Below are 23,545 nucleotides of genomic sequence, written 5' to 3' on the forward strand. Positions count from 1 at the left end.
CGTCCTCGGCTGCCGCGGGCGGGCGAACTTAAAGTAAAGCTTGAAAAGCGCGAAATACTGTATAAAAATACAGTCAACTGTCCATCCATACAGTGCACCAGGGGCCAGAGCCTGTGACCAAGACATCAAAACTTACCGCGCGGCAGCAGCAGGTCTTCGAACTGATTCAGCGCGCGATCGACCGCACGGGCTTTCCGCCGACGCGCGCCGAGATCGCGGCGGAACTCGGCTTCAGCTCGGCGAATTCGGCCGAGGAGCACTTGCGGGCGCTGGCGCGCAAGGGCGTGATCGAACTCGCGGCGGGCTCGTCGCGCGGCATCCGGCTGCTCGGCGACGCCTCGCGGATCGATCGCTCCGAAGAAATGCCGCATCAGTTCACGCTGCCGCATCAGAGCATCATGCAATTGTCGCTGCCGCTCGTCGGGCGCGTCGCGGCAGGTAGCCCGATCCTCGCGCAGGAACACATCTCGCAGCATTACGCATGCGATCCCGCGCTCTTCTCCAGCAAGCCGGACTATCTGCTGAAAGTGCGGGGCCTGTCGATGCGCGACGCCGGCATTCTCGACGGCGATCTGCTTGCCGTGCAGAAGCGCACCGAGGCGAAGGACGGACAGATCGTCGTCGCGCGTCTGGGCGACGACGTCACGGTCAAACGCTGGAAACGTCGTCCGGACGGCGTCGAACTGATCGCCGAGAATCCGGACTACGAGAACATTTTCGTGCGCTCCGGCAGCGGCGATTTCGCGCTGGAAGGCATCGCGGTTGGCCTGATTCGTTCTGGCGAGTTCTGAAGTCTCCGTCCGGCAAGGGCGGGGAGCGAAAAGCGCGGGCAAATCGTTCGCTCACGTTCAGAAAGAGATAAGAATGGGACAAGAAATGTCCCATTGACATCGCAAGATAGCCTCACCAACCGCTTTAACGCTCAGTCGAGGCGGCTCAAACACAACAAGCATGACGGCCGCCGTGCGCGGTGCGCCGCGGTGCGTCCTATCGTCTGGAGAGTCATCATGGAACGTTTTGCCCGTCTGCTGCCCTTCCGTCAGTTTGGCCGCCTGCGCCATCTGCGCACGCTGATCGCATGCGGCACGCCGCACGCCGAAATCGCCCCCGACCTCTTCGACGACATGCCCGCGCTGCCCTCCCGGCAGCCGGCTTTCGCGCGCGTGTCGCTGAGCAGCACGGTGCACGCGGAGCCGGAACAGCGCGCGCCGGTGCGCGTCTATCGCGGGCAATCGCGCGTGATTCTGGTGGGCAAGATCGACGAAGTGTCGCGCATGATCGACCGTTGCATCGCGGAGGAAGACGCGGGGCTCGCCGGCGGCATCCTCGCCTGAATCGGAGTGGAACGTGAATTCACGGGATTTATCGCGCGCCGGCGTGGTCAATCCCGAATTCACGTTTCGCAAAGAGGCTTCGTCGTCGCATGTCCCGCACTACCCGTTCTGTCGCTACCGCGTTCGTCGTCCTGATTCTCGTCGCGGCGCTCGCTTTTATTTACGCGTCACCTTATATCGCGCTGAATCGCGTGAAGCGCGCAGCCGATGCCCGCGACGCGCAGACCGTCAACCAGTACGTCGATTTTCCCGCGTTGCGCGCGAGCCTCAAGGAACAGGTCGGCGCGCTGCTCACGCGCCGCGTCGATATTCAAAAGAGCGGCAATCCGCTCGCAATCATCGGGGCGATGATAGGTGCGGCGCTCGTCGGTCCTCTCGTCGATTCATATGCGACACCGGACGGCGTCGCGGCGATTCTGAACGGCATTCCGCCGCGCGGCGATCCGGGCGAGCAACCGCCGCAAGCCGGAAACGGTTCATCGGCAACGCCGTCGAACGCGCCGGCCTCGGGCGTCACGGCCGCGCAGCAGGCGCCCAAGGAACCGCCGCAGACCACCGCCGGTTATCGAAGCCTGAACACGTTCGTCGTCACCTATCAGCACGGCGCCGGAGATGCGCGTTACTCGGCGATCTTTCACCGCTACGGCCTCGTGTCATGGAAGCTCGTCGCGGTCGATCTCAATGGCTGAGGCTGACGATCAGGCGCCGGCTTCGGCCTTGACGGGCTTGGCCGCGTAAGCCGCTTCGTCTTCCGCTTCCGCCGATTCACCCGCCTGACAGACGGCCACGAGAATGCTGCACTTCACGCGGTCGAGCAAGGGCGTGTTGCCCGCGCCCATCCACCAGCGCGCGAGACCATTGCGGCAACGATGCCCGACCACGACGAGATCGACCTGAAGGCTTTCGGCGAGCGCGGCGATCTCGTCGATCGGATGCCCGAACGCGAAATGTCCCTGCGCCTGAAGACCGCGTTCGCGCAGCCATTCGACGCCTTCCTGCAGAATGTCGCGCGCGGCTTCTTCGAAGCGTCCGCAGGCCATATCGGTTAGCAGTCCGGCGCTCTGCGCGATGCTCGAGCGCATATCCACCACCGCGAGGACGTGCGTCTCGGCATTCAGATCCAGCGCGAGATTCGCGCCTTGGCGCAATGCCTTGCGACCTTCTCTGGAGCCGTCATAGCAGAGCAGGATTTTTCGGTAGCTTTCCATCATGACCTCCCTGGCCAACTTGCCCTTCGCGCCCGCCCGACGCGACCCGAAGCGCGATTTACCCGCGGCGTTGCTTCATCATCGTGCGTCGCCCCTTGGGTGACAACGCTGGAAAACGCTTACCGACGCGAACATGCTAGCTCGCACCGTGCCAGAACTCCGAACACGCCGACGGACAAGCCTCTGGCACTTTCGGCCGGAACCGGTTCGGCGCCCGTCGCACAGGTTTGACACGCGCTCGCCGCACGCGGTTGCACGCCAGGCATCGCCTTGGTGCAATGGATTACACTAGCCCGCTGGATTTCCCCTACGCGATTTTCCTGCGGCACGAATGCATGACTGATCAAACATCACGCGAGTCCGATGAAAACGGCGCGCCCGCCATCGAGTTCAGCGAAGTAAGGAAGCACTACGGTGAGCGCACCGTGGTCGATGGTCTGTCGTTCGATGTGCGGCCCGGCGAATGCTTCGGACTGCTCGGCCCGAACGGCGCGGGCAAGACGACGACGCTCAAGATGCTGCTCGGCATCACCTCGCCCGATAGCGGTGCGATCCGTCTAGTCGGCGAGCCGGTGCCCGCGCGCGCCCGTTTCGCGCGCGAACGCGTGGGCGTCGTGCCGCAATTCGACAATCTCGATCCCGATTTCACGGTGCGCGAAAACCTGACTGTGTTCGGCCGCTACTTCGGTCTCACCGGCGCGCGCATGGATGCGCTCGTGCCATCGCTGCTGGAGTTCGCGCGCCTGGAGAGCAAGGCCGATGCGCGCGTCGGCGAACTGTCGGGCGGCATGAAGCGGCGTCTCACGCTCGCGCGCGCGCTCGTCAACGATCCCGATGTCCTCGTGATGGACGAACCCACCACCGGACTCGATCCGCAAGCGCGGCATATGATCTGGGAGCGCCTGCGCTCGCTCCTCGCGCGCGGCAAGACCATCCTTCTGACGACGCATTTCATGGAAGAAGCCGAACGACTTTGCGATCGCCTCTGTGTGATCGAGGAAGGCCGCAAGATTGCCGAGGGACGGCCGCGCGATCTCATCGAATCGGTGATCGGCTCGGATGTGATCGAGATCTACGGGCCCGATCCGCAGGCGCTCGCGGCGGAGCTCGAACCGTTCGTCGAGCGCATGGAAGTGAGCGGCGAAACGCTCTTTTGCTATGTCGACGATCCGCAGCCCGTGCATGCGCGCGTGAAAGGCCGCGCGGACGTGCGCTATCTGCATCGTCCGGCGAATCTCGAAGATGTTTTCCTGCGTCTCACGGGACGTGAGATGGTGGACTGAATCAATGGATACGCTCGAACCATCCCGCATCGGACGAAAACGCGAGTCCAAGCACGCGGAAAATTTCACGCCGCTATCCAGCGCGCTGCCCGCCAACGCAACGCACTGGATGTCGGTCTGGCGGCGCAACTATCTCGTCTGGAAGAAGCTCGCGATCGCCTCGATGATCGGCAATCTCGCCGACCCGATGATCTATCTTTTCGGCCTGGGGCTGGGTCTCGGGCTGATGGTCGGGCATGTCGACGGCGTGTCGTATATCGCGTTTCTCGCGGCGGGAACGGCGGCATCGAGCGTGATGATGTCCGCGAGCTTCGAGGCGATGTACTCGGGCTTCTCGCGCATGCACGTGCAGCGCACGTGGGAAGCGATCATGCATACGCCGCTCACGCTCGGCGACATCGTGCTTGGCGAGATCGTATGGTCCGCGAGCAAGTCGGTGCTGTCGGGCGTGGCGATCATGATCGTCGCGGGCGCGCTAGGCTATGCGAGCTTTCCGTCGATGCTGATCGCGCTGCCCGTGATCGTGCTTACGGGACTCGCGTTCGCCAGCACGGCGATGGTCATCACCGCGCTCGCGCCGAGCTACGACTTCTTCATGTTCTATCAGACGCTCGCGCTCACGCCGATGCTGCTGCTCTCCGGCGTGTTCTTTCCGATCGCGCAACTGCCCGCGATCGCCCGGCACGTCACGCAGGTTCTGCCGCTCTTCCATGCGGTCGAGCTGATCCGCCCGGCGATGCTCGGCCGTCCGTTCGATGGCGCAGCGTTGCACGTGCTCGTGCTGACCGCCTATGCGGTCGTGCCGTTTTTCCTGTGCGCGTGGCTCTTCCGGCGACGCATGATGAAATGAAAAACGGCGATGGACCGTTGAAGTCCATCGCCGTGTTCGTATCATCGAAGAAAAAAAGCTACTTCACGGGAAACTCGTGATGCCCGCCGAAGCCGAAGCGCATCGCGGAAAGCATGCGCTCGGGGAACGACTCGGCATCGCGCGAGCGGAAGCGCGTGTAAAGCGCCGCCGACAACACCTGCGCAGGCACCGCTTCCTCGATCGCCGCCTCGATGGTCCAGCGCCCTTCGCCGCTGTCCGCGACTTCCGTCGAGAAACGTTCGAGCGTTCCGTCGCTGGCGAGCGCGCCCGCGGTGAGATCGAGCAGCCACGACGAGACGACGCTTCCCCGCCGCCATACTTCGGCGATATCCGCGAGATCGAGCGTGTAGCGTTCGCCTTCCGCGAGATCCTTCGACTCCTTGTGCCTGAGAATGTGGAAGCCCTCGGCATACGCCTGCATCAGGCCATACTCGATGCCGTTGTGCACCATCTTCACGAAGTGCCCCGAGCCGACCGGCCCGCAGTGCATATAGCCGTTCTCGACGCGCGCATCGCGTCCTTCGCGGCCGGGCGTCTGCGGAATGTCGCCGCGTCCGGGCGCGAGTGTCGCGAGAATCGGATCGATCCGCCGCACGATCGCCTCGTCGCCGCCGATCATCATGCAGTAGCCACGCTCCAGTCCCCAGATGCCGCCCGACGTGCCGACGTCGACGTAATGGATGCCCTTCTCGCGCAACTGCGCGGCGCGACGGATATCGTCCTTATAGAAGCTGTTGCCGCCGTCGATGATCACGTCATCCGCGCCGAGGATCTTGTGCAGATCGTCGAGCGTATCCTCCGTGATCTTTCCGGCGGGCAGCATGAGCCAGACAACGCGCGGCGCACTCAGCTTCGCGACGAGATCGCCGAGATCCTTCGCGCCCGTCGCACCTTCGCTCGCGAGCGCTTCGGTCGCTTGCGGATTGTGATCGTACGCGACGCACGTATGCCCGGCGCGCATCAGCCGCCGCCCGATGTTGCCGCCCATGCGCCCCAGTCCCACGATGCCGATCTGCATGATGATTCACTCCTTGCCGTTGGATTTCACGCGTTCGATCTGCTTCTTCGCGGCGTCGTAGACCGCTTCCGGCGTGAAGCCGAATTTCGTCTTCAGCGCTTTCAATGGCGCCGATGCGCCGAAGGTGTGCATCACGATCTGCGATCCCAGGCGGCCGACATAGCGGTCCCAGCCGAGCGTCGCGGCCTGCTCGACGCAAACGCGCGCATTCACGTCCGGCGGCAGCACCGAGTCCTTGTACGCCTTATCCTGCTTCTCGAAGATGTCCCACGACGGCATCGACACGACGCGCGCCGCGATGCCTTCGCCCTTCAGCTTCTCGTAGGCCTCGACGCACAACGAGACTTCGCTGCCGGTCGCGAGCAGAAGCACTTCGGGCTTCTTGCCGCTATCGGCATCGGCGAGCACGTAGGCGCCGCGCTTCACGCCATCGGCCGATGCGTACTTCTTGCGATCGAAAGTCGGCAGCGCCTGACGCGTGAGCACGATGCACGAAGGCTCCTTCGAATGCGTCAGCGCGACGCGCCACACTTCGGCGACCTCGTTCGCGTCGGCGGGGCGCAGCGTGCACAGACCCGGCACGCCGCGCAGCGAAGCGAGCTGCTCGATCGGCTGGTGCGTCGGACCATCTTCGCCGACACCGATCGAATCGTGCGTGAACACGTAGATCACCGGCACTTCCATGATCGCGGAAAGGCGGATCGGCGGCTTCATGTAGTCGCTGAAAATCAGGAACGTCGATCCGTACGGGCGCAACCCGGACAGCGCGAGGCCGTTGCAGACCGCGCCCATGCCGTGCTCGCGGATGCCGAAGTGCAGATTGCGTCCGCCGTAGCTGTCGTGCTCGAAGCTCCCCGCGCCTTCGAACTTGAGATTCGTCTTGGTCGATGGCGAGAGATCCGCCGCACCGCCGATCAGCCAGGGAAGGCGCGGCGCGATGGCGTTCAGCACCTTGCCCGATGAATCGCGCGTGGCGATGCCCTTCGCGTCGGCTTCGAAAGTCGGAATGTCGGCGTCCCAGTTGTCGGGAAGCTTCGATTCGAGCATCTGCCACGCTTCTTTCGCGAGTTCCGGATTGGCCTTCTCGTAGGCGTCGAAGCGCTGCTTCCATTCGGCATGCAGCTTCTTGCCGCGCGCGCCCATGCCGTCGGCGAAATGCTGCATCACGCCGTCCGGCACGTAGAACTGCTTGTCCTCGGGCCAGCCGTAGAACTTCTTCGCGAGCTTGACCTCTTCCTCGCCGAGCGCTTCGCCGTGCGCGCTCGACGTGTCCTGCTTGTTCGGCGCGCCCCAGCCGATGATGCTCTTCACGACGATCAGCGTCGGCTTGTCCGTGTGCGACTTCGCCTTGTTGATGGCGTCTTCGAGCGCCTGCGCGTCGTTGGCGTCGTCGACATGCAGCGTGTGCCAGTTGTAGCCGTGAAAGCGCGCCTCGACGTCGTCGCTATAGGCGAGGTCCGTATGACCTTCGATGGTGACGCGGTTGCTGTCGTAGATCCAGATGAGGTTCGAGAGCTTCAGATGCCCCGCGAGCGACGCGGCTTCGTGCGATACGCCTTCCATCATGTCGCCGTCGCCGCAGAGCGCGTAGACGCGGTAATCGAAGATCGCATCCTTGCCCTTGTTGAAGTGGGCTTCCTTCCAGCGCGCGGCCATCGCCATGCCGACGCTGTTGCCGAGGCCCTGCCCGAGCGGGCCGGTCGTCGTCTCGACGCCGGTCGTCATGCGGTATTCCGGATGACCGGGCGTCTTGCTGTCGAGCTGGCGGAAGTGCTCGATGTCGTCGAGCGACACCGCGGGCTTGCCGGTCGGCTTGCCGTCCTGGTCGAACTCCTTCACGCCCGCCAGATGCAGGAGCGAGTAAAGCAGCATCGACGCATGCCCGACCGACAGCACGAAGCGGTCGCGATTGGGCCAGAGCGGCGCGTCGGGATCGCAACGAAGATGGTTCTGCCAGAGATGGAACCCGACGGGCGCGAGCGCCATCGGCGTGCCGGGGTGGCCGGAATTGGCCTTCTGCACGGCGTCCATCGAGAGGGTGCGGATGGTGTCGATCGTGAGGCGATCGAGATCTTTGGCCTGCGGTGTTCCTTGAGACATGAGCGACGACTCCTTTGCGAAGAGCGCGCTGTGGCGAAAGGCGCCGCAGCGGGCAACCAGGACCATCGAGCAAGTGTAGTGCCTTGCAGCCGGCACCGCACCGCGAACGTTGCGAGGGGTGCGCCGTGGGTCAAAGCGTCAGGCGCTTCGGCCCACGGCGGTATTACGAAAAGGATGCAGGCACTACGCGACTGCCATGCGAACGTCAATGCTGACACATTCGCGGCCAGCGCATCCGATTCTTCGACAAATGCATGACCGGACAGGGAATTTCAGGGCGCCGGATTCGGCTGTCGTTCGTGCAGCGCTTCGATTTCGGCCAGAATTTCCTCCGACAGTTCGACATTCACGCTCTCGATGTTCTCCTTCAGTTGCGACATCGATGTCGCGCCGATCAGCGTGCTCGTCGTAAACGGCCGTGTGTTGACGAACGCGAGCGCGAGTTGCGTCGGCGTGAGTCCGTGGCGCTTCGCCAGCTCGACATAGGACGTGATCGCAGCGATCGCCTGCGGCTTGCTGTAGCGCTGAAAGCGTTCGAACAGCGTGATGCGCGCGCCCGCCGGACGCGCCCCGCCTTCATACTTGCCCGACAGCCAGCCGAACGCGAGCGGCGAATACGCGAGCAGCCCGACGCCTTCCTTGTGCGTGAACTCGGACAGGCCGAGCTCGTACGTGCGGTTCACCAGGCTGTACGGATTCTGAATGCTGACGATCTTCGGCAATCCGGCCTTTTCGGCGGCGCGCAGGAATTGCGCGACGCCCCACGGCGTTTCGTTCGACACGCCCACATGGCGGATCTTGCCCGCGTTCACGAGATCGGCCAGCGCGGCGAGCGTTTCCTCGATGGGCACCGTGTATTCGTCGTCGAGATACGGGTATGACGGGCGGCCGAAGGTCATCGTGCTGCGATCGGGCCAGTGCAACTGGTAAAGATCGACGTAATCCGTTTGCAGACGCTTCAGACTGCCGTCGATGGCTTCGTTCAGGTTCTTGCGGTCGAACTGGTTGCCTGCGCCGCGAATATGACGCGGATTGTGCGGCTGGCGCGCGGGCCCGGCGATTTTCGTCGCGAGCACGATGTCGCCGCGCTTCGCGGCGTTCTTCGCGAGCCACGTGCCGATGTATTCCTCCGTGCGGCCCTGCGTCTCGGGGCGCGGCGGCACCGGGTACATTTCGGCGGCATCGATCAGGTTCACGCCTTGGGCCAGCGCGTAGTCGATCTGCTCGTGCGCTTCGCTTTCGGTGTTCTGCTCGCCCCAGGTCATGGTGCCGAGCCCGATCAGGCTGACGTCGAGACCCGAATCACCCAGTTTCCGAAACTTCATTGCTCATTCCTCTTGTTGGCGTTGTGTTTGCGCGTTGTCGGCGCATTGTCGGAAATGCTGCATGGCTGGTCTTCCGGCAATCGCAAAAACTACCATAGCCGCGAAAGCTCTGCTCTCGCGGCTAGAATGGCAAGCTTCCAACACGTCATGCAGGAGCGTTCGACCGATGCCGTCCGCAAGCGATCGCGACAACAAGGGTTCGTCGCTCATCGTCACGCTCGTCGCTGCGACCTTCTTCATGGAGAACCTCGACGGCACGATCATCGCCACCGCATTGCCGCAGATGGCGCGCTCGTTCAACGTGCATCCCGCCGACATGAGTCTCGGCATCACGGCGTATCTGCTGACGCTCGCCGTCTTCATCCCGATTTCCGGCTGGGCCGCCGACCGCTTCGGCCTGCGCACCGTGTTCGCGAGCGCGATCGCGGTGTTCACGGCGGCGTCCGTTTTGTGCGCCACGACCTCGACGCTGCCCGCGTTCGCCGCCGCGCGCGTGCTGCAGGGCATCGGCGGCGCGATGATGGTGCCGGTCGGCCGGCTGGCCGTGCTGCGCGCGACGCCCAAGGAAGGCCTGATGCGCGCCATCGCGATCATCACGTGGCCGGGACTCGTCGCCCCGGTGATCGGCCCGCCGCTCGGCGGCTTCATCACGACGTATTCGTCGTGGCGCTGGATCTTCTATCTGAACGTGCCGCTCGGTCTGATCGGCTTGCTGCTGACGCTGCGCTTCATCGGCAACGAGCGCGGCGACGCGACACGGCGCTTCGACCTGCCGGGCTTCGCGCTCTGCGGCATTGCGTGCACGACGCTGCTCTACGCGATGGAACTGGTCGGCCGCAGCGACGCCGACTGGACGCTCGTCGGCGTGCTCGTCGCGGTGGGCGTGGCGGCGGGCATCGCTTCGTGGTGGCATCTGCGGCGCGCGGCGCATCCGGTCGTGGATCTGTCGGCGCTGAAGGTGAAAACCTTTGCCGTGGCGATGGGCGGCGGATCGCTCTTTCGCATCGCGATCAGCGCGGCGCCGTTTCTGTTGCCGCTGATGTTCCAGGTCGGCTTCGGCATGAACGCGTTCGAATCGGGCCTGCTCACGCTTGCCGTGTTCGCGGGCAATCTGTCGATGAAGCTCGTCACCACGCCCGTGATGCGCCAGTTCGGTTTTCGGCCGGTGCTGATCGTCAATGGCGTGCTCGCGGCGCTCTCGCTTGCCGCGATGAGCCTGCTCGCGCCGACGACGCCGAAGCTCGTGATCGTCGTCGTGCTGTTCGCGAGCGGCCTGTCGCGCTCGCTGCAGTTCACGGCGCTCAACACGCTGAGCTTCGCCGATGTGCCCAAAGCACAGATGAGCGGCGCATCGGCGCTGTCCAGCACGCTCTTTCAGATGACGATGGGCATCGGCGTCGCGGTCGGCGCGATCGCGTTGCGCATCGGCGAGTGGCTGCACGGGCACGATGCGCATTCGATCGGGCCGGAGGATTTCGGCGTCGCGTTTCTGATCGTCGCGTTCGTGGGGCTGGTGGGCGTGCTGGACCTGTTCGGGCTCGCGAGGGATGCGGGCGCGCTCGTTTCGGGGCATCGGAAGCCGAAGGCGTGACGGTTTTATGACGTGAGGGCTAAAGCCTTCGTCGTCTGTGCCGTAATCCGCGGTATGAACTCCCACACGCTCGACTCGCTCGCTGCCCTGACCGAAACGGTCGCCGCCATCCGCCACGCGCGCGGCCTGAAGAATCCCCACGATCTACCCGAAGGCTCGCCCGAGCGAGAAATCGCCGCCGACGCCTTCGCCAACGATTTCCTCCGCGCGCTCGACGCCGAGCCGAGCATCGGCGCGTGGTGGCCCATCTGATCGATCCCCGCGTCATTTCACCGTCACATCGGTAACGTCGCGGCATCGTTTGCCGCAATCCGTGCAGGGCGATTTCCCGAATCACTGTCTTCTGAGTCAAGTCTTGCTATTTGGCGAAACGTTTGCGCGCGGCTATCAAGTCGCGCGCGTGCGAGCCGTCAACTCGCATATCACCATGACTGAATCAGGAGATGCCAGTGAAGGGGGCAGCGTCACTTTTTTTTGCCATCGCCGTCGCATTCGCCGTGACCGGCTGCGCGCCGATGCAGGCGGCCAGCACGGCCCAGACCGACAAGCCGGCGGTGTCCGCCGAAATCATCCGCTTCGAGATTCCCGCTGACGCGCTCGGCGCGCGCGATCCGCAACTCACCGCGATGCTCGCAAAGGCCGGTGCGCTCGCGGCCGCGCAGAAGCAGCCGACGACCATCCTCGTCACCGCGCTCGCACAGGACTTTCCGTATCTCAACCAGGCGATCTGGAAAGGCGTTCCCGCCCGGCACACGGTCAGGCTCAGCCTCGAAAATCTGACCGCCGGCGCGCGACAGCCCTACAGCGTGTCCATCAAGCCGACGCAGGGAGGCTGACGCGATGCGCCGATTCCTGATCCTCGCCTCCGGCATATTGCTTTCGGCGAGCGCCTTCGCAGGTCCGCTCGACGTGAGCGCGCCCGCCTCCGTGCAAACGCTCGCGGCGCTGGGCCCCGTCGTCCAGAAGGTCTATCCGCCCTTGCCCACGCTCGCGATGCTGCCCCCCGCCGCCACCGACGACGACGATCCGCCCGTCAAGTCCGCGAGCAAGAAAGGCAAGAAAACGCGCCGCGTCGCCGACTGCAAATGCAGCGGCCCGGAACCGCGTCTCGTCGTGTCCGACGAATCGCGCGCGTACATGAAGGACGTCGAGCATCGCATCGACATCGCGCTCGCGCCGTAAGCGACGCGCGCCCATTTCCGAAGGAGCCACGCCTCATGTTCCGTTCGACTCATGCCGCCCTCGCCGCCTGCGTGCTGCTCGGCGCATCGCTCGCGTCGGGCGCCGCTCACGCCGACGATTGCTTCGAGCAGGCCGCCGCCTATCAGGGCGTCAATCCGCTCGTGCTGCGCGCGGTCGCCTGGCGCGAATCGAAAGGCGATGCCGCCGCGATCAACCGCAACGCCAACGGCTCGATCGATGTCGGCCAGTTGCAGATCAACTCGATCCATTTCACCGATCTGGCGCGTCAGGGCATCCCGCATCGCGCGCTCGCCGATCCGTGCGTCAATGTGTTCGTCGCCGCGTGGCTCCTGAAGCAGAAGATGGTGAAGTACGGCAACACGTGGCGCGCGATCGGCGCCTATCACTCGGAGTCGCCGAAACATCGCGATGCCTACGCGCGCAGCATCCAGCAAATTCTCGTCAGCTGGGGCGAACTGCAGCCGGCGATGCGCTGAGCGCGCCGCGTTCGTAGGTTCGCACCGGCGTGAGAAATTCGATCGTCCGGTCGCGCGCGAGCAATTGCGGCAGCACGGCCTCGTACGCCTGCCGATAAGGCCGGCCCAGATGATGCGCGCGGAAATGCTCGGCGGAACACGCCCACGTTTCGTACAGCACGAGGGTATTCGGATCGTCCGCCGCGCGATGCAGATACGTGTTGATGAAATCCGGCTCGTCGGACATGCGGTCCAGCACATCGAGAAGACGCGTTTCGAGGTCATCGCGATGCTCCGGCTTGCCCGGCAGATGCACGACGAACGAAGTGATGTCACTCATGATGAATCCCTCGCGGAGCACGGGCCGCGCGTGCGGCCCGTGCGGTTGGCTTAGAGCTGGCTCATGCCGCCGTCGATGATGATCTCCGTGCCGACGATGAAGCCCGATTCCGCCGATGCCAGATGCAGCACCGTCGCAGCGACTTCGCTCGACTTGCCGAAGCGCCCGAGCGGAATCTGGCTCTGGAGTTGCGCGGCGGCTTCGTCGACGAGGCCGAGTTTTTCATGCAGCGGCGTCGAGACCGGGCCGGGGCTCACGACATTCACGCGCGCGCCGCGCGGCAGCAATTCCGCCGACAGCGTCTTCGCGAGCGACACAAGCGCCGCCTTGCTCGCCGCATACACCGAGGACATCGGCATGCCGATATGCGCGTTGATCGAACCGTTCAGCACGATCGATGCACCTTCGTTCAGAAGCGGCAGCAGCGATTGAATCTGGAAGTAAGGCCCTTTCACGTTGATCGCGAAGGTTTCGTCCCACGCCTTTTCGTCGATGTCGGTGAACGGTGCGAACGTGCCGACGCCCGCGTTGACGAAGATCGCATCGAGGCGGATGTTCGCATCGACGAGCGCTTGCGCCAGTTCACGCGCCGCGCCGACCGTGCCGGCGACGTTGCGGATGGCGATCGCGTCCGCGCCCAGCGACGCGCGCGCCGTGGCGAGCGAGCTTTCGTCGCGTCCCGTGATGACGACCCGCGCGCCTTCCGCCGCAAATGCCTGCGCCGCCGCGAGACCGATGCCGCTGTTTCCGCCGGTAACCAGAACTGTCTTGCCTTCGAAGCGATTCATGACGTTCTCCTTTGAACGTTGATCAGTGTGAAGTCATTATGGGCGGTACTTCGCGCGCTGCCGTACGACGTCATCGGCGCACTCGTTCGATATCATCGAACATGTTTTCGTCTGCGTGGTGCGGCCCACATAACTCCTTGAACCGGACGCGAACCGATCCTAGAGTACGCAGACCTTTCCAGCCTGCTTTCAGCTTCAGGGAGCCGCATCATGCAAGACGCGCAAGGCAGTATGAACGCACAGCCGAATCCCGAGCGCTTGCTGCAGATGGGCATGGCGTTCTGGGCGTCGAAAGCGCTGCTGTCGGCGGTCGAACTCGGCGTGTTCACGCAACTGGCAAGCGGACCGCGAACCGCGCAAGACCTGGCGCAGGCGCTCGAACTGCATCCGCGCGGGGCGCTGGATTTTCTCGATACGCTCGTCGCGCTTAATCTGCTTACGCGCGAGGATGGCCGCTACGCGAACGCCAGCGACGCCGATTTCTTCCTCGATCGCGAGAAGCCTTCGTATGTCGGCGGATTGCTGGAGATGGCGAACGCGCGGCTGTACCCGTTCTGGGGATCGTTGACCGAGGCGCTGCGCACGGGTTTGCCGCAGAACGAATCGAAGCACGGCGGCAATGTCTTCGAGACGCTTTATAGCGACCCGGCGCGCCTGCGCGGTTTTTTGCAAGCGATGAGCGGCGTGAGCATGGGCGCGGCGCAGGCGATCGCCCGCCAGTTTCCGTGGAGCGAGTACCGGACGTTCATCGATATCGGCGCGGCGCAAGGCGCGTTGCCGGTGCAGGTCGCGCGGGCGCATCCGCATCTGACGGGAGGCGGCTTCGACCTGCCGGTGGTCGGACCCATTTTCGACGACTACGTCGCGGCGCACGGGCTGCAGGAGCGTTTGCGCTTTTATCCCGGCGATTTTTTCAAGGACCCGTGCCCGTCGGCGGATGTGCTCGTGATGGGTCACGTCCTGCATGACTGGAACCTGCCGCAGAAGCTCGAATTGCTCGCGAAGTGCCATGCGGCGCTGCCGCCGGGCGGCGTGCTCATCGTGTACGACGCGATCATCGACGACGAACGCCGTCAGAATGCGTTCGGCCTTCTGATGAGCCTCAACATGTTGATCGAAACGCCGGGCGGCTTCGATTACACCGGCGCGCAATGTTGCGCCTGGATGAAGGAAGCGGGCTTCGCAACGGCGCGCGTCGAGCCTCTCGCGGGACCGGAGTCGATGGTGATCGCGACGAAGTGAATCCGTCGCGGGCCGCGCGCGCGAGGCTTCGTCAGCGGTCGTTCGACATCCCTTTCAGGCGATCATTGCCTGCGTCGCGGGCTGCGTCGGCGGTGGCGAAATTTTCTTCGGAGACCAGCACGCGCTTCACCTCGCGCGCCGAAAAATCGACGAGCGCAAGGACCCACACAAAACCGCCCGCCTGTTCCGCGGTCTGCACGAATGCGCGCAGATCGCCTTCATTCGACGATGCCATACCGACCTCCACGTTCATGTTGATGCGCCCTGCCGACGCCACGCAATGCGTGAGCCCCGGCGATGCGATGCGTCGGCTGATCGGGCGCTAACGGGCGGCAGCCGGCCGCCGTGATCAGGCTTCGAAATCGAGACCGCCAAAGAGCACTGACGGCTCCGCCTGGGAACGCGTCGCGAGATCGACGTCGCGTGCGCCCTGCCAGGCGTCGAGCTTGGCGGCCATCGCGTCGAGATATCGCAGGAATCGGGCCTCGCCGCCGTCGCCCAACAAACGTTCGATTTCTTCGTCGTCCCAGGTCAGAAATACGTTCAGCGGATATGGATAGACGTGACGATGCTCATCGCCCGCTCGATGCGCATCGGCGTTGGCATGCAAACGCGTCGGCACGGCTGCGCGCTCGTAAGGAAGTATCTCGACGCGCACGCCGCGCCCGAGGACACGCATCACACGCTCGACGATGCGCGGCATGAACTCGGTTTCGAACTGCAGCGCGTGTTCCCGATTCAACGCTCGTCTCCGCGAGTGCGCCTTTGCGATACCTTCAGACGGGCGGCAGATCTTCGAGCGATTTCTCGATCTGCCCGTCCTGCACGCGCGCCTCGATGCCGATATGCCCGTTCGTATACGGCAGCGCGCTGACTTTTGGACCGAGAAAGACGCGGCCGCCGAGTGTAAAGAGCGTGCGGACTTCCTTGCCGCTTTTGAGAGCGTCCACGACTTGCTGGACGTCCACGATGGTGGTGGGCGCGGTCCAGTCGTTCGTGGCCGGATCGAAGCTGCCCCAGCGCACGTTGGTCACGCGATCGTTGACCCAGCGCACACCGTCGATCGCCAAAGTCGTCATGTCTGTCTCCGATGTCGTCGTTGGGGGTGGTTTGGAAATCCTAGCATGGTGAGGCGAAGCGGGTGAACGTTTGCGCCGAAGCGTCGCGCAAAGCAAAAAGCCCAGTCGGATGACTGGGCTTTTTGCATGAATTCTCGGTGGGGTGGCTGATGGGACTCGAACCCACGACGACAGGAATCACAATCCTGGACTCTACCAACTGAGCTACAGCCACCACTGTTACCGCGATCCCGACTGCTTCAGAACTGCCGTAGCAATCAAGAAGCGAGATTATACGAACAATGATTGCACTTGCCTAGTCCCTTCGAGCATCTTTTTCCGAAGTGCGCCGTCAGGACTCGATAGCTTCCACGGCCTCGCGAAGATGCGCACGCGCCTCGTCGAAAATCGTCAGATCGCCTTTGGCGAGCCGCCGATTGTCCGAGAGCACGCGACGCCATCCGCGCGCACCCGCGACGCCGCGATACAGCCCCAGCGCGTGCCGCGTCATGGCACCGAGATACGTGCCGCGCGAAAGTTCGTGGCGCGCGTAGTCGATGAACCCCGCCTCGATGTCCTCGCGCGACGGAACCGGCGCAGCGGCGCCGTAGAAGCGCGTGTCGACGCCCGCGAGCACGTACGGATTGTGATAAGCCTCGCGCCCGAGCATCACGCCATCGACGTGCTTCAGGTGTTCCTCGACTTCGTCCAACGTCTTGATGCCGCCATTGATCGAAATCTCCAGATGCGGGAAGTCGCGCTTCAACCGATACGCATACTCGTACTTGAGCGGCGGAATCTCGCGGTTTTCCTTGGGGCTCAGGCCTTTCAAGATCGCGTTGCGCGCGTGCACGATGAACACCTCGCAGCCCGCATCGGCGATCGTGCCGACGAAATCGCGCACGAATTCGTACTCCTCGACCGTATCCACGCCGATGCGATGCTTGACCGTCACCGGAACCGACACGGCATCGCGCATCGCCTTCACGCAATCCGCGACGAGCTGCGGCTCCTTCATCAGGCACGCGCCGAATGCGCCGCGCTGCACGCGCTCGGAAGGGCATCCGCAATTCAGGTTGATCTCGTCGTAGCCCCATTGTTCGCCGAGCTTCGCGCTCTTGGCGAGATCGGTCGGCTCGCTGCCACCGAGTTGCAACGCGACGGGCGCCTCGGCGGGCGTGAACGCGAGATGCCGCGCGACATCGCCGTAGAGCAGCGCGCCCGTGGTCACCATCTCCGTGTAGAGCCACGCATGACGCGACACGAGCCGGTGCAGGGACCGGCAATGGCGGTCGGTCCAGTCCATCATCGGTGCAATGGAAACGCGGCGGGGGCTGATCTTCGATACGGCTGACATGGGCGACGACGGCCGCGCTTTCGTGCGAACCGCCTGAATCTCAAGGGGAATCCGCGATTTTACCGCAGCGCTGCGGATCGGTTGTTATGCCGGGTCGCTTGGACCTCAGGCACGCGTCATGCACATCAAAAATCTCCCCTTCGCGGAGAGCGATCATGACCCGGCATCACCTCGCGACAGCCGCCCTTCTGCTCCTCACCACCTTCGCGGCCCACGCCCAGACCGCGCGCCCCGACGACAGCGCATCGATGGTCAAGCCGCCGGGCGCACCCGGTGCGCCATCCGCGAGCGCCACGCGTCCCGACAACCCCGACAACATGCCGGTGAAGCGCCCGAATCCGCCGCAGAACAGCGATCGCATGCTGCATCACAGCCCGGCGAGCGACGCGATCGCAAAATAATCCGCGAAGGCCCCGGACCCCGCCTGGAAGCACGCGCGACGCAACTATAATGGCGCTCGTCATGACAATCGGAGAGAACCGCGCCCTCCGGCTTCAAGCGGTCCAATCAATGCAAAAAGTCATACTGCCGTTAGTTTCCGGTTTCCTCGCCGCGCTCTTTTTCCGCGAATCGACCCTGGCGCTGCTGCACGCAGCGGGTCTCGTCGATCCGGCCGGCTTTTCCACCGCACCGTTTGTTCCGCTCGGCATCCCCGAATTCATCGCTAATGCGTTGTGGAGCTCGATTTTCGCCGTGCTGATGGTGTGGCTTCTGCGTGTCGCGCCCGAGCGCAACGCGCCCTGGATCGGCGCGCTCGTCTTCGGCGGCATCGTGCTGACCGCGGTCGGCGTGTTCGTGATCGATCCGGCGCGCGGCATCTGGCCGAGCGGCAACATGCTGCCGCGCCTCGCGCCGAACTTCATCGCCAACGCGATCTGGGGCTGGGGCGCGCTCGTCTTCATGCGCGCATTCATGGCCGGCAGCGAACCGGACTGATCCGGCGTCGAAATCACCCGCGCGGCATCAGTCCTTCAAGAGCCGCAGCGGATGCGCCGCGGGCGTCCACGCGCTTTCGAACATGCGGTCGATATCGGCGGCGTTCACATCCTCGGCGCGTGCGATCTTCCAGCGCGGCTCGTTGTCCTTGTCGACGATGCGCGCCCGAATACCCTCCAGCACATCGCCACGCTCGAACATCGTGCGCGTGAGATCCAAGTCGCGGCGCAGCGTTTCGGCCATCGTCGAGAACTTCGCGCGATCGACCTGCTGCAGCGCTACATCGACGGAAAGCGGCGAGCGCTCGCGCAAGTCGGCTGCGGTGCGCTTCGCCCAGTCGTTGCCGGCGTCCGCCTCGCGCTCGAGCGACGCGAGAATCGACGCGCCGTTGCCCGCCGCGAAGTGCTTGTCGATCATCGTGCGCGCCAAGGCAAGCTCGCTTCTCTCGGGGATCGGCGCGACCTTGTACTTCGTCGTTTCGTTCTGCACGAAGCGCACGATTTCCACGCCATCGAGAAAGCGCTGATGCCTCAGCGATTCGACGAGTCCGGGCAGCGCGCCATCGTCGAGATAAGCGTCGGCCATGCGGGCGTAGAGCGCATCGGCGGCGGCGAGGCTCGCGCCGGTCGCCGCGAGATAACGGCCGATCGCGCCCGGCGCGCGCGCGAGAAACCAGCTCACGCCGACATCGGGAAAGAGGCCGATACGCGTCTCGGGCATCGCCATCTTCGTCGATTGCGTGACGATGCGCAGGCCGCCCGTGTGATGCGCGCCCTGCGAGATGCCCATGCCGCCGCCCATCACGACGCCGTTCACGACCGCGATATACGGCTTCGGAAACGTGAAGATCGCGTGATTGAGCTTGTATTCGTCGGTGAAGAACGCGTCGATCGCGTCGCGCGCGCCCGCCTGCGCGGACTCGTACAGAAAGCGGATATCGCCGCCCGCGCAGAACGCCCGCACGTGCGGACTATAGACGACGACCGCGCGGATCGCCTGATCGTGGCGCCACGCGCGCAATGCCTCGCTGATCGCGCGCAGCATCGGCGGCGTCAGCGCGTTGAGTGCCTTCGGACGATCGAGTGCAATGAAGCCGATGCCGTTGGCGGTGTCGATACGGATGTCTTCGGTGGTCATCGTGTTGAAGTGTCGGATCGATCCGGTGAGTTGAATCGAGTTTCGGTTCCCCGAGGTTCAGTTCCGTTGACCGGCGCGTACCACACGTCGAGCGACAACTCGACGAGCGTCGCGGCCGGTGTCTCGGGCAACGCCGCGCCATTGAGCTTCAGCGCGACGATGCCATGCAGATTCGCCCACAGCCCTTCCGCGCACGCAATCGGCGCGGCGCGCGGCGGCAGCCGGTCGGCCGCGCGCAACTCGACGAACGCATCCGCGATCAGCGAAAGCGTCGCCGCGCCGGATTCCGCCGCGTGGCCGTTGCCGTTGTCATCGGCATCGGCATCGGCGGCCGCTTCGGCGGAACCCGCGGGCTCCATGAACATCAGCCGATACGTCTCGGGCTCGGCCAGCCCGAATTCGACATACGCGCGGCCCATCGCGTTCAAACGCGCGGCCGGGTCCGCGATCGATGTATGCGCGACGAACGCATCGCGCAGACTCGCGTGCCCTTCGCGGCGCAACGCCCGCGCGATATCGCCACGGCTCTTGAAATGAAGGTACAGCGCGGCGGGCGAATAATCGATCGCTTCGGCGAGCTTTCTCATCGAGAGCGATGCGAACCCTTCGCGCTTCACGATCTCGCGCGAGACCTCGAGTATGCGCTCGCGCAGCGCCTGGCGCTGTTCGCGTCTTTGCTCGGTGCGCCGCTCTTGCGGTCCCATGCGAGGCATTGTCGGCACCGCCTCTGTCGAAGTCAAATCGCGGCGCGCCCGCGCGCGCTCAGATAGTGATCTTGGCGTCGTCGTCGCGGCGCGGCGCGGCCCGATAAAGCGGCTCGTCCGAGTCGCTCAGCAGAACCGACGCGAACACGATGCACAGCGCAAGAATCAGCACACCAACGGCTGCCCAGATGAGCCATAGCGCATTGGACTCGACAAGTGAGTGAAGAAAGGATTGAAGCATGACGACCCCGCGCGATTTTTATATTTGATTGCTCAAGAAGCGCATGCCTTCGAGCAAATAATGTGCCGAGCGAATCGCATCGCGTGCGGCGAATAGAGCGATGGTACTCCGATGCGCGATCACGCGGAAGGAGGCGCAACGCATCCGCCGTCGATAAAGGACGCGGTGCGATGGAGGTCTTACATCGCGCCGTGTAAGAGGAGAAGGTGCGTGTGCGTCAGCGCATCAGACCGTGACGCGTCCCGGCGGAAAGTGTCCGCTTTTCAGGAGCACCGGCATACCGTTGGTCACGCGCAGATGCTCGCGCGCCACGGCTTCGATACGCGTGCGGCCCGAATCGAACGCATCGATCCAGCCGGCGCTGTCATAGGTTTGCGCGCCGAAATGATCTTCCAGCGCTTCCACCGAAATCGCGCACGGCACGCGTCGTCCGTCGACGATCGCGGCGAACTCGATGGTCAGGTTGGCATCGCGGTAATCGGGCGCGTCGGGGAGGAATCGAATATCCATGATTGTCTCGTTGCTGATGCGTGGCGCCCGGCCGGGAAAGCATCGGGTCGGCGCCAACGCGAAGACGTTCAAGCGCTTCGTTGCTCCGCTTCGTTGCTCCATTCGATGCGAATGTGTTTGCAGCGCCGCAAACGATCGCACGAATCGATTCGGCGACTATGGTACTCGCGCTCGCGCCACGCGGTCCAGCGCCCGCGCCGTTCACGCGGCAAGAACGGTTCGTCGACATCCACGACGAGCAGCGAACTCGCCAGAGGGTCCGCGTAGTTGAAGTCGAGCAACCGGCTCATTTCGCGCACGCGCTCGCATACGCGCTGCCGCGCCTCCTCCGACAGATGCGGATAGTCGCGCAGCACCTGCGCGTCGAAGCGATAGTGCACGCCCCACGCGATGTTGCCGGGGTGATTCGCGACGCCGCCGGTACGCCAGCTCACGAAGAGCGCGGGCGTCGCCTCGAGACCGATTTCCGCGATATCCGCGCCGCTCGGAAAAAGATCGATCAGGCCATTCGCGACGTCGTACAGCACGGCGTGTCGAAGATGGATGGGACGCATCACGTCGCTTGCAGCAAGCGGTCGATGTATTCGCGCGCGGCCTGCTCCACATGCTCGAGCGCCTCGCCTTCGGTTGCGAAGCGCCGCTCGGATCCGAGATCGACGAGCGCCTCGAAGCGATGCGCGTCGTCGGGCCCGCCGCGCGCGAGACTGACCGAGCCGACATAGATCGGCGCATCGCCGTCATGCTCGCCGTGCGATTGCACGAGCCGCGCCGACGCGCTGATGTAATACCCTCGATATGGCCCCGTGACTCTTTCCGCCATGGCTTTCTCTCCTTTTTTCGCTCGCGGCACTTTTGGTCCTGCCGTCCGATAAGCAATTCCAACCGAAACTGCAGAGAATAAGGTGCGCGATCCGGAAAATAGTTCATCGGATTTGCGCGTTCAATCGTGGCTCCGCAAGCAACGCGCCCGCGCGACCATCGCGCTTCGGGCATGCGCCGCGCGGATAACATCCGCTTACGTGTCGCGTAAGCGGCGTATGGGACAATGCACATCTCAAAAAATGCGCCCTCCCCGCGAACTCAAGGCCGGCGGGCGCATATCGTCATTTCGCTCTCACGAGGTAAAGATGAAGGAACCTGGTCGGCGCATGCGCCGTATCTCCGCACGTGCCGCACATGGCGGCGCTGTTTCGCGTGTCTCCTGGCTGCGTGCCGCGGCACTCGGCGCGGCTGTCGTCGCGATCTCGACTCTCGGCGCGTGCGCATCGTCGAACGACGCATCGCTCATCAATCTGCCCGATGGACAGACCGGCTATGCCGTCAACTGCAGCGGCGCGGACGCCGGATCGAGCTGGGCGAGCTGCTATGTGCTCGCCGGCAAGAAATGCGGCGCGACGGGATACGACATCGTCTCGAAAGATAACGAGGAAGGCGGCCCGACCGGCGGCGGCATCACCAACGTGATCTCGGCGAATGTCAAGAATCGCTCGATGATCGTGCGCTGCAAATAAGCCTGCGCGCTCGGGCGTGTCAGTGCGCGCTCATCTTCGAGAACGCATTGAGCACCACGACGCCCGCCACGATGAGGCCCATGCCGAGCATGGCGGGCAGATCGGGCGTCTGCTTGAAGAGCAGCGCCGCGACGATCGTGATAAGCACGATGCCCGCGCCCGACCACACGGCATACACGACGCCGACGGGCAACGCGCGCAACGTCAGCGACAGCAGATAGAACGACAGCCCGTAGCCGACCACGACGATGGCCGCGGGCAGCGCACGCGTGAAGCCGTCGGAGGCGCGCAGCGCGGAGGTCGCGACGACTTCGGCGACGATCGCGATGGCGAGAAGCACATAAGCGGTTGAGCGCATCTTGGTTGTCGTGTCGATTCGAGGATGCCGATGACGTCAGTCGCGTCCGAGCGAAAGATTGCCGAAGTTCTCACCGAGCACGGCGCATAGCGCTTCGACGACCATCTGGTGATCGTCGCGCTGCGGAAGACCCGACACCGCGACCGAACCGATCACGCCCGCGCCCGATACGCGCAACGGAAACGCGCCGCCGTGCGTCGCGAACTCGGCGGGATCGAGGGCGTGTTTGTCGGCGAGCGTCGTGCCCGCCTGCTGGAGCGCGAGCCCGATTGCATACGAGCTGCGTCGAAAATGCTCGACGGTGCGCGACTTGCGTTCGATCCAGCGCGCGTTGTCGGGCGTCGTGTTGTCCATCGCGGCATAGAAGAGCTTGCGCCCGAACGTACGCACGTCGATGACGACGGCTGCGTCGCGCGCGAGCGCCATCTCGCGCAATTGCGAGCCGATCTGCCACGCATGCTCGGCGTGAAACTGCTGAAACACGAGCGTGTGTTCCTGATGCGCGATAGCCTGCAGAACGTGTGGAATGTCCATGAGCGAGGACTCCTTTTATCGTGCGTGGAATGGGATTGGATTGGCGCATGTGCATGCGCCGGTCTTTGCGATTTTGACATGCGCATGTGAAGCCGCCACATGCGCTTCGGCCATGAACTGGTTAGATTGCGACTTCGTGCGGTTCGTGGGTTTGCACGATGGACGCACTGCGATGCGTGCGCTGAAAAGCAAAAAGCCCGGCTTGACCGGGCTTTTCTGCGTGATGCTGGACGGTGTTGGTTGCGGGGGTAGGATTTGAACCTACGACCTTCGGGTTATGAGCCCGACGAGCTGCCAGACTGCTCCACCCCGCGTCCGTCGAAGAAAAGATTATAAGTCCTCGCTTACTTTGTCGCAAGACCCCATCTGCTTCGATCAAAGAAAAAGAAGAAGCGAAGCATCGATGCTGCGTCGAAGCGACTCGCTCCGATGCAAAGCGTG

At 64.0% G+C, this 23,545-nt stretch carries 33 protein-coding genes and 2 tRNA genes; 15 read left to right on the forward strand and 20 right to left on the reverse strand.

Annotated features, from left to right (window positions below):
• The first annotated feature begins 113 nt into the window (after positions 1-113).
• The 3 genes from lexA (at position 114) to ACEN42_RS08605 (ending at position 2,023) form a co-directional block, all read left to right on the forward strand.
• A complete protein-coding gene (lexA, locus tag ACEN42_RS08595) occupies positions 114-791 on the forward strand; it encodes a transcriptional repressor LexA (protein ID WP_238215591.1) in 678 nt (225 codons plus the stop codon).
• 216 nt (positions 792-1,007) lie between these two features.
• Positions 1,008-1,334 (forward strand): hypothetical protein, encoded by a 327-nt coding sequence (locus ACEN42_RS08600; protein ID WP_371879710.1) that lies wholly within the window; start codon positions 1,008-1,010, stop codon positions 1,332-1,334.
• An 89-nt stretch (positions 1,335-1,423) separates the two neighbouring features.
• Positions 1,424-2,023, forward strand: a complete 600-nt coding sequence (locus tag ACEN42_RS08605) for a DUF2939 domain-containing protein (protein ID WP_371879711.1) — start codon at positions 1,424-1,426, stop codon at positions 2,021-2,023.
• A 9-nt stretch (positions 2,024-2,032) separates the two neighbouring features.
• On the opposite strand, the gene ACEN42_RS08610 is transcribed toward ACEN42_RS08605, so the two are convergent.
• Positions 2,033-2,542, reverse strand: a complete 510-nt coding sequence (locus tag ACEN42_RS08610) for a universal stress protein (RefSeq protein ID WP_035498786.1) — start codon at positions 2,540-2,542, stop codon at positions 2,033-2,035.
• 335 nt (positions 2,543-2,877) lie between these two features.
• Between ACEN42_RS08610 and nodI the strand changes: the two genes are divergently transcribed.
• Both nodI and ACEN42_RS08620 read left to right on the forward strand, forming a co-directional pair.
• Positions 2,878-3,825, forward strand: a complete 948-nt coding sequence (gene nodI, locus ACEN42_RS08615) for a nodulation factor ABC transporter ATP-binding protein NodI (protein WP_371879712.1) — start codon at positions 2,878-2,880, stop codon at positions 3,823-3,825.
• 4 nt (positions 3,826-3,829) lie between these two features.
• Entirely contained in the window at positions 3,830-4,675 is an 846-nt protein-coding gene (locus ACEN42_RS08620) for an ABC transporter permease (RefSeq protein ID WP_273654957.1), read from the forward strand.
• Between the two features lie 58 nt (positions 4,676-4,733).
• On the opposite strand, the gene gnd is transcribed toward ACEN42_RS08620, so the two are convergent.
• From gnd to ACEN42_RS08635, 3 genes are all read right to left on the reverse strand, one after another.
• Positions 4,734-5,714: a phosphogluconate dehydrogenase (NAD(+)-dependent, decarboxylating) gene (gnd, locus tag ACEN42_RS08625; RefSeq protein ID WP_035498788.1), complete on the reverse strand. Its 981-nt coding sequence runs from the start codon at positions 5,712-5,714 to the stop codon at positions 4,734-4,736.
• A 6-nt stretch (positions 5,715-5,720) separates the two neighbouring features.
• Positions 5,721-7,814 carry a transketolase gene (gene tkt / locus ACEN42_RS08630; protein WP_371879713.1) on the reverse strand — a complete coding sequence of 698 codons (2,094 nt, stop codon included), beginning with the start codon at positions 7,812-7,814 and terminating at the stop codon, positions 5,721-5,723.
• A gap of 272 nt (positions 7,815-8,086) precedes the next feature.
• Positions 8,087-9,139 carry an NADP(H)-dependent aldo-keto reductase gene (locus ACEN42_RS08635; protein WP_371879714.1) on the reverse strand — a complete coding sequence of 351 codons (1,053 nt, stop codon included), beginning with the start codon at positions 9,137-9,139 and terminating at the stop codon, positions 8,087-8,089.
• Positions 9,140-9,305: 166 nt separating this feature from the next.
• Here ACEN42_RS08635 and ACEN42_RS08640 point away from each other — a divergent pair, with 166 nt between their 5' ends.
• The 5 genes from ACEN42_RS08640 (at position 9,306) to ACEN42_RS08660 (ending at position 12,409) form a co-directional block, all read left to right on the forward strand.
• Positions 9,306-10,730, forward strand: a complete 1,425-nt coding sequence (locus ACEN42_RS08640; protein ID WP_187604835.1) for an MFS transporter — start codon at positions 9,306-9,308, stop codon at positions 10,728-10,730.
• 54 nt (positions 10,731-10,784) lie between these two features.
• Entirely contained in the window at positions 10,785-10,982 is a 198-nt protein-coding gene (locus tag ACEN42_RS08645; protein WP_187604836.1) for a hypothetical protein, read from the forward strand.
• A 191-nt stretch (positions 10,983-11,173) separates the two neighbouring features.
• On the forward strand, positions 11,174-11,566 hold the full coding sequence (locus ACEN42_RS08650) for a hypothetical protein (RefSeq protein WP_238215580.1): 393 nt from the start codon (positions 11,174-11,176) through the stop codon (positions 11,564-11,566).
• A 4-nt stretch (positions 11,567-11,570) separates the two neighbouring features.
• Positions 11,571-11,912, forward strand: a complete 342-nt coding sequence (locus tag ACEN42_RS08655) for a hypothetical protein (protein ID WP_250483558.1) — start codon at positions 11,571-11,573, stop codon at positions 11,910-11,912.
• A gap of 35 nt (positions 11,913-11,947) precedes the next feature.
• The gene (locus ACEN42_RS08660; RefSeq protein ID WP_238215577.1) at positions 11,948-12,409 is read left to right on the forward strand and encodes a lytic transglycosylase domain-containing protein; all 462 of its coding nucleotides are present in this window, start codon (positions 11,948-11,950) and stop codon (positions 12,407-12,409) included.
• Here the strand turns inward: ACEN42_RS08660 and ACEN42_RS08665 are convergent.
• On the reverse strand, positions 12,375-12,728 hold the full coding sequence (locus tag ACEN42_RS08665) for a putative quinol monooxygenase (protein WP_371879715.1): 354 nt from the start codon (positions 12,726-12,728) through the stop codon (positions 12,375-12,377). The genes ACEN42_RS08660 and ACEN42_RS08665 overlap by 35 nt on opposite strands.
• A 50-nt stretch (positions 12,729-12,778) precedes the next feature.
• Entirely contained in the window at positions 12,779-13,516 is a 738-nt protein-coding gene (locus tag ACEN42_RS08670; protein ID WP_371879716.1) for an SDR family oxidoreductase, read from the reverse strand.
• Between the two features lie 210 nt (positions 13,517-13,726).
• Here ACEN42_RS08670 and ACEN42_RS08675 point away from each other — a divergent pair, with 210 nt between their 5' ends.
• Entirely contained in the window at positions 13,727-14,758 is a 1,032-nt protein-coding gene (locus tag ACEN42_RS08675; protein WP_371879717.1) for a methyltransferase, read from the forward strand.
• Between the two features lie 31 nt (positions 14,759-14,789).
• Here ACEN42_RS08675 and ACEN42_RS08680 read toward each other — a convergent pair whose 3' ends face one another.
• From ACEN42_RS08680 to dusA, 5 genes are all read right to left on the reverse strand, one after another.
• A complete protein-coding gene (locus ACEN42_RS08680; RefSeq protein WP_035498948.1) occupies positions 14,790-14,993 on the reverse strand; it encodes a hypothetical protein in 204 nt (67 codons plus the stop codon).
• Between the two features lie 114 nt (positions 14,994-15,107).
• Positions 15,108-15,500, reverse strand: a complete 393-nt coding sequence (locus ACEN42_RS08685; protein WP_371879718.1) for a DUF5594 family protein — start codon at positions 15,498-15,500, stop codon at positions 15,108-15,110.
• Positions 15,501-15,534: 34 nt separating this feature from the next.
• Complete coding sequence (locus tag ACEN42_RS08690) at positions 15,535-15,837, reverse strand: hypothetical protein (protein ID WP_371879719.1); 303 nt, start codon at positions 15,835-15,837, stop codon at positions 15,535-15,537.
• Positions 15,838-15,975: 138 nt separating this feature from the next.
• Positions 15,976-16,051: transfer RNA gene (locus tag ACEN42_RS08695), tRNA-His, on the reverse strand.
• A 117-nt stretch (positions 16,052-16,168) separates the two neighbouring features.
• Positions 16,169-17,173, reverse strand: coding sequence for a tRNA dihydrouridine(20/20a) synthase DusA (gene dusA, locus ACEN42_RS08700; protein ID WP_371879720.1), 1,005 nt, complete (start codon positions 17,171-17,173; stop codon positions 16,169-16,171).
• 155 nt (positions 17,174-17,328) lie between these two features.
• On the opposite strand from dusA, the gene ACEN42_RS08705 reads away from it, so the two are divergent.
• On the forward strand, positions 17,329-17,574 hold the full coding sequence (locus tag ACEN42_RS08705; RefSeq protein WP_238293661.1) for a hypothetical protein: 246 nt from the start codon (positions 17,329-17,331) through the stop codon (positions 17,572-17,574).
• 109 nt (positions 17,575-17,683) lie between these two features.
• Positions 17,684-18,109 carry a hypothetical protein gene (locus ACEN42_RS08710; RefSeq protein ID WP_371879721.1) on the forward strand — a complete coding sequence of 142 codons (426 nt, stop codon included), beginning with the start codon at positions 17,684-17,686 and terminating at the stop codon, positions 18,107-18,109.
• A 27-nt stretch (positions 18,110-18,136) separates the two neighbouring features.
• Here the strand turns inward: ACEN42_RS08710 and ACEN42_RS08715 are convergent, their stop codons facing one another.
• From ACEN42_RS08715 to ACEN42_RS08740, 6 genes are all read right to left on the reverse strand, one after another.
• On the reverse strand, positions 18,137-19,246 hold the full coding sequence (locus ACEN42_RS08715; protein WP_238215567.1) for an enoyl-CoA hydratase/isomerase family protein: 1,110 nt from the start codon (positions 19,244-19,246) through the stop codon (positions 18,137-18,139).
• Positions 19,243-19,959 carry a TetR/AcrR family transcriptional regulator gene (locus ACEN42_RS08720; protein WP_371879722.1) on the reverse strand — a complete coding sequence of 239 codons (717 nt, stop codon included), beginning with the start codon at positions 19,957-19,959 and terminating at the stop codon, positions 19,243-19,245. The genes ACEN42_RS08715 and ACEN42_RS08720 overlap by 4 nt, the downstream gene beginning before the upstream one ends.
• A gap of 49 nt (positions 19,960-20,008) precedes the next feature.
• On the reverse strand, positions 20,009-20,191 hold the full coding sequence (locus ACEN42_RS08725) for a hypothetical protein (RefSeq protein WP_035498816.1): 183 nt from the start codon (positions 20,189-20,191) through the stop codon (positions 20,009-20,011).
• Between the two features lie 225 nt (positions 20,192-20,416).
• Positions 20,417-20,701, reverse strand: a complete 285-nt coding sequence (locus tag ACEN42_RS08730; RefSeq protein WP_035498949.1) for a DUF1488 domain-containing protein — start codon at positions 20,699-20,701, stop codon at positions 20,417-20,419.
• 68 nt (positions 20,702-20,769) lie between these two features.
• Positions 20,770-21,258, reverse strand: coding sequence for a hypothetical protein (locus ACEN42_RS08735; RefSeq protein WP_371879723.1), 489 nt, complete (start codon positions 21,256-21,258; stop codon positions 20,770-20,772).
• Complete coding sequence (locus tag ACEN42_RS08740; protein ID WP_371879724.1) at positions 21,255-21,521, reverse strand: hypothetical protein; 267 nt, start codon at positions 21,519-21,521, stop codon at positions 21,255-21,257. The genes ACEN42_RS08735 and ACEN42_RS08740 overlap by 4 nt, the downstream gene beginning before the upstream one ends.
• 307 nt (positions 21,522-21,828) lie before the next feature.
• Here ACEN42_RS08740 and ACEN42_RS08745 point away from each other — a divergent pair, with 307 nt between their 5' ends.
• Positions 21,829-22,212 (forward strand): hypothetical protein, encoded by a 384-nt coding sequence (locus ACEN42_RS08745; RefSeq protein ID WP_238293656.1) that lies wholly within the window; start codon positions 21,829-21,831, stop codon positions 22,210-22,212.
• A gap of 19 nt (positions 22,213-22,231) precedes the next feature.
• On the opposite strand, the gene ACEN42_RS08750 is transcribed toward ACEN42_RS08745, so the two are convergent.
• On the reverse strand, positions 22,232-22,570 hold the full coding sequence (locus ACEN42_RS08750; protein WP_035498820.1) for a multidrug efflux SMR transporter: 339 nt from the start codon (positions 22,568-22,570) through the stop codon (positions 22,232-22,234).
• Between the two features lie 36 nt (positions 22,571-22,606).
• On the reverse strand, positions 22,607-23,104 hold the full coding sequence (locus ACEN42_RS08755; protein ID WP_035498821.1) for a heme-degrading domain-containing protein: 498 nt from the start codon (positions 23,102-23,104) through the stop codon (positions 22,607-22,609).
• Here ACEN42_RS08755 and ACEN42_RS08760 point away from each other — a divergent pair.
• Positions 23,103-23,363 (forward strand): hypothetical protein, encoded by a 261-nt coding sequence (locus ACEN42_RS08760; RefSeq protein WP_371879725.1) that lies wholly within the window; start codon positions 23,103-23,105, stop codon positions 23,361-23,363. The genes ACEN42_RS08755 and ACEN42_RS08760 overlap by 2 nt on opposite strands.
• On the opposite strand, the gene ACEN42_RS08765 is transcribed toward ACEN42_RS08760, so the two are convergent.
• Positions 23,342-23,418 (reverse strand) — tRNA-Met (locus ACEN42_RS08765). The genes ACEN42_RS08760 and ACEN42_RS08765 overlap by 22 nt on opposite strands.
• Between the last annotated feature and the right edge of the window lie 127 nt (positions 23,419-23,545).

Origin of the sequence: Caballeronia sp. S22 (assembly GCF_964261745.1) — a bacterium.
Taxonomy (GTDB): Bacteria; Pseudomonadota; Gammaproteobacteria; order Burkholderiales; family Burkholderiaceae; genus Caballeronia; species Caballeronia jiangsuensis.

Excerpts from the sequence above, each read along its gene's own strand:
- ACEN42_RS08600 (WP_371879710.1), top strand. The coding sequence starts at position 1,008 with ATGGAACGTTTTGCCCGTCTGCTGCCCTTCCGTCAGTTTGGCCGCCTG.
- ACEN42_RS08605 (WP_371879711.1), top strand. The coding sequence starts at position 1,424 with ATGTCCCGCACTACCCGTTCTGTCGCTACCGCGTTCGTCGTCCTGATT.
- ACEN42_RS08610 (WP_035498786.1), bottom strand. The coding sequence starts at position 2,542 with ATGGAAAGCTACCGAAAAATCCTGCTCTGCTATGACGGCTCCAGAGAA.
- nodI (WP_371879712.1), top strand. The coding sequence starts at position 2,878 with ATGACTGATCAAACATCACGCGAGTCCGATGAAAACGGCGCGCCCGCC.
- ACEN42_RS08620 (WP_273654957.1), top strand. The coding sequence starts at position 3,830 with ATGGATACGCTCGAACCATCCCGCATCGGACGAAAACGCGAGTCCAAG.
- gnd (WP_035498788.1), bottom strand. The coding sequence starts at position 5,714 with ATGCAGATCGGCATCGTGGGACTGGGGCGCATGGGCGGCAACATCGGG.
- tkt (WP_371879713.1), bottom strand. The coding sequence starts at position 7,814 with ATGTCTCAAGGAACACCGCAGGCCAAAGATCTCGATCGCCTCACGATC.
- ACEN42_RS08635 (WP_371879714.1), bottom strand. The coding sequence starts at position 9,139 with ATGAAGTTTCGGAAACTGGGTGATTCGGGTCTCGACGTCAGCCTGATC.
- ACEN42_RS08640 (WP_187604835.1), top strand. The coding sequence starts at position 9,306 with ATGCCGTCCGCAAGCGATCGCGACAACAAGGGTTCGTCGCTCATCGTC.
- ACEN42_RS08645 (WP_187604836.1), top strand. The coding sequence starts at position 10,785 with ATGAACTCCCACACGCTCGACTCGCTCGCTGCCCTGACCGAAACGGTC.
- ACEN42_RS08650 (WP_238215580.1), top strand. The coding sequence starts at position 11,174 with ATGCCAGTGAAGGGGGCAGCGTCACTTTTTTTTGCCATCGCCGTCGCA.
- ACEN42_RS08655 (WP_250483558.1), top strand. The coding sequence starts at position 11,571 with ATGCGCCGATTCCTGATCCTCGCCTCCGGCATATTGCTTTCGGCGAGC.
- ACEN42_RS08660 (WP_238215577.1), top strand. The coding sequence starts at position 11,948 with ATGTTCCGTTCGACTCATGCCGCCCTCGCCGCCTGCGTGCTGCTCGGC.
- ACEN42_RS08665 (WP_371879715.1), bottom strand. The coding sequence starts at position 12,728 with ATGAGTGACATCACTTCGTTCGTCGTGCATCTGCCGGGCAAGCCGGAG.
- ACEN42_RS08670 (WP_371879716.1), bottom strand. The coding sequence starts at position 13,516 with ATGAATCGCTTCGAAGGCAAGACAGTTCTGGTTACCGGCGGAAACAGC.
- ACEN42_RS08675 (WP_371879717.1), top strand. The coding sequence starts at position 13,727 with ATGCAAGACGCGCAAGGCAGTATGAACGCACAGCCGAATCCCGAGCGC.
- ACEN42_RS08680 (WP_035498948.1), bottom strand. The coding sequence starts at position 14,993 with ATGGCATCGTCGAATGAAGGCGATCTGCGCGCATTCGTGCAGACCGCG.
- ACEN42_RS08690 (WP_371879719.1), bottom strand. The coding sequence starts at position 15,837 with ATGACGACTTTGGCGATCGACGGTGTGCGCTGGGTCAACGATCGCGTG.
- dusA (WP_371879720.1), bottom strand. The coding sequence starts at position 17,173 with ATGTCAGCCGTATCGAAGATCAGCCCCCGCCGCGTTTCCATTGCACCG.
- ACEN42_RS08705 (WP_238293661.1), top strand. The coding sequence starts at position 17,329 with ATGACCCGGCATCACCTCGCGACAGCCGCCCTTCTGCTCCTCACCACC.
- ACEN42_RS08710 (WP_371879721.1), top strand. The coding sequence starts at position 17,684 with ATGCAAAAAGTCATACTGCCGTTAGTTTCCGGTTTCCTCGCCGCGCTC.
- ACEN42_RS08715 (WP_238215567.1), bottom strand. The coding sequence starts at position 19,246 with ATGACCACCGAAGACATCCGTATCGACACCGCCAACGGCATCGGCTTC.
- ACEN42_RS08720 (WP_371879722.1), bottom strand. The coding sequence starts at position 19,959 with ATGCCTCGCATGGGACCGCAAGAGCGGCGCACCGAGCAAAGACGCGAA.
- ACEN42_RS08725 (WP_035498816.1), bottom strand. The coding sequence starts at position 20,191 with ATGCTTCAATCCTTTCTTCACTCACTTGTCGAGTCCAATGCGCTATGG.
- ACEN42_RS08730 (WP_035498949.1), bottom strand. The coding sequence starts at position 20,701 with ATGGATATTCGATTCCTCCCCGACGCGCCCGATTACCGCGATGCCAAC.
- ACEN42_RS08740 (WP_371879724.1), bottom strand. The coding sequence starts at position 21,521 with ATGGCGGAAAGAGTCACGGGGCCATATCGAGGGTATTACATCAGCGCG.
- ACEN42_RS08745 (WP_238293656.1), top strand. The coding sequence starts at position 21,829 with ATGAAGGAACCTGGTCGGCGCATGCGCCGTATCTCCGCACGTGCCGCA.
- ACEN42_RS08750 (WP_035498820.1), bottom strand. The coding sequence starts at position 22,570 with ATGCGCTCAACCGCTTATGTGCTTCTCGCCATCGCGATCGTCGCCGAA.
- ACEN42_RS08760 (WP_371879725.1), top strand. The coding sequence starts at position 23,103 with ATGAGCGAGGACTCCTTTTATCGTGCGTGGAATGGGATTGGATTGGCG.
- ACEN42_RS08755 (WP_035498821.1), bottom strand. The coding sequence starts at position 23,104 with ATGGACATTCCACACGTTCTGCAGGCTATCGCGCATCAGGAACACACG.